The sequence below is a fragment of the Streptomyces sp. NPDC057136 genome (genome assembly GCF_042670885.1).
Taxonomy (GTDB): domain Bacteria; phylum Actinomycetota; class Actinomycetes; order Streptomycetales; family Streptomycetaceae; genus Streptomyces.
This window is the reverse complement of sequence record NZ_JBHUUV010000090.1, coordinates 1-4,150: the sequence shown is the minus strand read 5'-3', so window position 1 is coordinate 4,150 and position 4,150 is coordinate 1. Positions and strand designations below refer to the sequence as shown.

At 69.9% G+C, this 4,150-nt stretch carries 5 protein-coding genes; 1 reads left to right on the top strand and 4 read right to left on the bottom strand.

The window, feature by feature from the left end; translation table 11 throughout:
• Positions 1 to 361: 361 nt before the first annotated feature.
• From ACFT7S_RS38535 to ACFT7S_RS38525, 3 genes are read right to left on the bottom strand one after another with little or no spacing between them, the layout of a single operon-like run.
• Positions 362 to 1,153: an ABC transporter permease gene (locus ACFT7S_RS38535; protein ID WP_382741196.1), complete on the bottom strand. Its 792-nt coding sequence runs from the start codon at positions 1,151 to 1,153 to the stop codon at positions 362 to 364.
• Positions 1,150 to 2,130 (bottom strand): ATP-binding cassette domain-containing protein, encoded by a 981-nt coding sequence (locus ACFT7S_RS38530; protein ID WP_382741194.1) that lies wholly within the window; start codon positions 2,128 to 2,130, stop codon positions 1,150 to 1,152. Before ACFT7S_RS38530 ends, ACFT7S_RS38535 begins: the two co-directional genes overlap by 4 nt.
• 31 nt (positions 2,131 to 2,161) lie before the next feature.
• Positions 2,162 to 2,833, bottom strand: coding sequence for a DUF4097 family beta strand repeat-containing protein (locus ACFT7S_RS38525; RefSeq protein WP_382741191.1), 672 nt, complete (start codon positions 2,831 to 2,833; stop codon positions 2,162 to 2,164).
• Positions 2,834 to 3,075: 242 nt separating this feature from the next.
• Between ACFT7S_RS38525 and ACFT7S_RS38520 the strand changes: the two genes are divergently transcribed.
• Positions 3,076 to 3,807, top strand: coding sequence for a helix-turn-helix domain-containing protein (locus tag ACFT7S_RS38520; protein WP_382741188.1), 732 nt, complete (start codon positions 3,076 to 3,078; stop codon positions 3,805 to 3,807).
• Between the two features lie 145 nt (positions 3,808 to 3,952).
• Here ACFT7S_RS38520 and ACFT7S_RS38515 read toward each other — a convergent pair.
• The coding region (locus ACFT7S_RS38515) for a hypothetical protein (protein WP_382741185.1) at positions 3,953 to 4,150 on the bottom strand (198 nt) is incomplete at its 5' end.

Genomic DNA, 4,150 nt, shown 5'->3' with positions numbered 1-4,150 from the left:
GCGCCGGGGGGGACCCTGTCCCCCTACCCGCCCGTTCCCTAACCTGGGGCACCGCCCCAGACCCCGCGCCAAAACCCCGGGGGGGGCTGGGAGTGGGCTGGGCTGGGCTGGGCTGGGAGTGGGCTGGGCTGGGCTGGGAGTGGGCTGGGCTCGGCGGGGCTGGGCTGGGCTCGGCGGGGCTGGGCTGGGCTGGGAAGGGCCCGCGGGGCTTGGGGGTGGGCTCGGGGGGAAGTGGGGGGCTGGGAGTGGGCCCGGTGGGTGGCCGAGTACGCCTACGGGGCGGCGTTCTCCGACGTGGTGTCGGGGGACGCCGCCCTTGGGCGGGGCGAGTTGCGGGAGGCGGCCCGCGCTGTCATGGCGGTTACTTCGGGTCGCCGTTGAACTTCGAGGTCGACCAGAAGTAGCCGAGCACCGCGAGGCCCAGGCACCAGGCGACGGCGAGCCATCCGTTGTGGCCGATCTCGGTGCCGAGGAGGAGTCCGCGCAGGGTTTCGATGGCGGGGGTGAAGGGCTGGTACTCGGCGATCGGCTGGAACCAGCCGGGCATGGAATCGACCGGGGTGAAGGCGCTGGAGAGGAGCGGCAGCAGGATCAGCGGCATCGCGTTGTTGCTGGCGGCCTCGGGGTTCGGGCTGGCCATGCCCATGCCGACCGCGATCCAGGTGAGCGCCAGGGAGAACAGTGTGAGCAGCCCGAACGCCGCCAGCCACTCCAGAGCGGTTGCGTTCGTGGACCTGAAGCCGATGGCCACGGCGACGGCGCCGACGAGGACCAGGCTGGCGAGCACCTGCAGCACGCTGCCGACGACGTGCCCGATGAGCACCGAAGGGCGGTGGATCGCCATCGTGCGGAAGCGGGCGATGATGCCCTCGGTCATGTCGTTGGAGACGGACACCGCGGTTCCGATCACGGTGCTGCCGATGGTCATCAGCAGTAGGCCAGGGACGACGTACGCGATATATGCGGAGCGGTCCGGACCGCCGCCGCCGACGACCGAGCTCATCGCGTCACCGAAGATGTAGACGAAGAGCAGCAGCAGCATGATCGGCGTGAGCAGCAGGTTCAGGGTGAGCGACGGGTAGCGCCGGGCGTGCAGCAGGTTGCGGCGCAGCATCGTGTTCGAGTCGCGGACGGCGAGGGAGAGGGCGCTCATCGGACAGTCTCCTTGGGCTGGTTCGGCTGGTTCGGCTGGTTGGGGACGTTGGTTTCGCCGGTCAGGGCGAAGAACACGTCGTCGAGGTCGGGGGTGTGCACGGTCAGCTCGTCCGCCTCGATGCCGGCGGAGTCCAGCCAGTCGAGGATGGAGCGCAGCTCGCGCTGGGTGCCGTCGCTGGGGATCTGCAGCGACAGCGCCTCGTCGTCCCGGGTGCTCTCGCGCAGGGCGGACGCGGCGGACTGGTAGGCGGCCGGGTCGGTGAAGCGGAGCCGGACGTGGCCGCCGGGGATGAGCCGCTTCAGCTCCTCGGCGCTCCCCTCGGCGGCGATCCTGCCGTCGTTCAGCACCGCGATGCGGTCGGCGAGTTCGTCGGCCTCCTCCAGGTACTGGGTGGTGAGGAAGACGGTGACGCCGTCGGAGACGAGTTCGCGGATGATCCCCCACATGGTGTGGCGGCTGCGCGGGTCGAGGCCGGTGGTCGGCTCGTCGAGGAAGATGATCCGCGGGTTGCCGACCAGCGTCATGGCGATGTCGAGGCGGCGCTTCATGCCGCCGGAGTAGGTGGAGGCGGGCTTCTTCGCGGCCTCGACCAGGTCGAAGCGCTCCAGGAGTTCGGCGGCGGTACGGCGGCCCTCGCTGCGGGACAGGTGGTGCAGGTCCGCCATGAGGAGCATGTTCTCCTCGCCGGTGATCAGGCCGTCGACTGCGGAGAACTGACCCGTGACGCCGATCGCGGCGCGGACCGCCTGCGGGTCGGCGGCGAGGTCGTGGCCCCCGATGCGGATCTCGCCGGAGGCGGGGCCGGGGGAGATGAGGGTGGAGAGGATCTTGACGGCGGTGGTCTTGCCGGCGCCGTTCGGACCGAGCAGTGCGAAGACCGTTCCTTCGGGGACGGCCAGGTCGACGCCGTCGAGCACGACCTTGTCGCCGTAGGACTTGCGCAGCCCGTTCGCCGCGATGGCCAAGTTGGTCATGAGGGGTGCTCCTTTTAGAGGCTGCGGACGGTCAGAGGCTGCGGGCGGTGATGTCGCCGTAGGAGGTGCTCGCGTGGATGTTCAGGTCGGCGGCGGCGCCGTCGGTGTTCTTGAGCGCGTTGTGGATCCGGCCGTAGGTGGTGCCGGCGTCCAGGGAGGCGGAGACTCCGCGGGCGGCGTCGACCGACACCTCGCCGGACTCGGTGCGCAGCACGACCGTGCCGCGAACGGCCTCGGCGATGCGGATGTCGCCCTTCTGGGTGCTGATCTCCGCGGGGCCGCCCAGGCGGCCGACCGAGACGTCGCCGGCGAGGAGGGTGAGGCGGGCGCTCGCGGTCTCGTCGAGCTTGACCGAGCCCTGCGAGCCCTCGAAGGCGACGTCGCCGAGCCGTCCGACGCCCCGGAACTCCGAGCTGGCCGTCTTCGCCTCGATGCGGGAACCGGCGGGCAGCTGGACCGTCACCTCGACGGATCCGGAAGCGCCGAGCATCCGGTTCTTCGCCGGTGAGGCCTCGATCCGCAGGACACCGTCGCCGTATTCGACCGTGGTCTGCTCCGCCGCCTGCACGTCGCGGCTCTTCGAGGCGTCCGCGGGCAGGACCTCGACCGTGGTGTCGGCCCGGTCGGCGGCGATGAACCGGATGCGTCCCGCGGGGATGTCGAGGACGGCGGAGACCGGGGTGGCGGTGTCGAACTTCTGCATTGTGCTCTCCTCTTCTGCGGTGCGGGCTCTTTCGGCCCGCTGTTTCCGATGAAGGAAAAGCTACGTTGCATTCACGGATCTGGCAACGAGATCGTTGCGCAGCAATGCAGTTATTGCAGGTCAGAGCCGAAGGATCGTTGCAATGGTTTCGAGGCTAATGCAACGCATCCCATCCTGTTCGTTGCAATGGAATGAGAGTGAACGCTATACTGGAGTCACCACGGACCATGAAGGAGACCGCGATGCCGGGAGGCAGGCTCACCCAGCAGGAACGTCAGCAGATCGCGCTGGGACTGGCCGACGGCCACGCCTACGCGGAGATCGCCAGACGCCTCGACCGTCCGACCTCGACGATCACGCGCGAGGTGATGCGCAACGGCGGCCCCACGGCCTACCGCGCCGAACTCGCCCACCGCGCCACCGAACAGCGCGCCCACCGCAGGCAGGCCGCGCCCCGGGATACTCGGACGCCCCCGCAGGCTTACGGACGCGACGCCGAGGCGGTGCGCGAGTACGAGGAGACGTTGACCACCGTCTTCATGCAATCGGGCATAGCCAAGATGATGGCCCGGGTGATGGCCTGCCTCTGCATCAGCGACGCGGGCAGCCTCACCGCGTCCGAACTCGTCCAGCGTCTCCAGGTCAGCCCGGCGTCCATCTCCAAAGCGATCACGTTCCTCGACGGCCAGGGCCTTGTCCGCCGGGAACGCGACGAACGCCGCCGCGAGCACTACGTCGTCGACAACGACGTCTGGTACCAGTCAATGATGGCCAGCGCCCGGGCCGCCGCCCAGATCGTCGAGACCGCACGGCAGGGCGTCAGTATCCTCGGCCCCGGTACCCCGGCCGCCGTCCGCCTCGAGAGCATCGCCCGCTTCCTCGACTTCGTCAGCGAGACCACCGCCCGCGCCGCGGACCAGGCCCGCGAGATCCTCCACACGAAGCCCGAAACACCCTCGGACAGCACTGCCTGAGCCACGTTCGGATCAGGGACAGGCAGATGTCTCGCCCTGCTCGTGCCTCGAACGCCGGCGGGGGCACCATGCAGCCCCGCCGGCGTTCTCGGCTCGGGGGTACGGGGGGCGGAGCCCCCGAACAGCCCGCAGCCGACGCGGCCCCCTACGCCGCCTTGAAGCCCCGCAGCCGAAGCGAGTTGCCGACCACGAAGACCGAGGAGAAGGCCATCGCGGCCCCCGCGATCATCGGGTTGAGCAGTCCCGCCGCGGCGAGCGGCAGCGCGCCCACGTTGTAGGCGAAGGCCCAGAACAGGTTCGTACGGATCGTGCCGAGCGTCCGGCGCGACAGCCGGATGGCGTC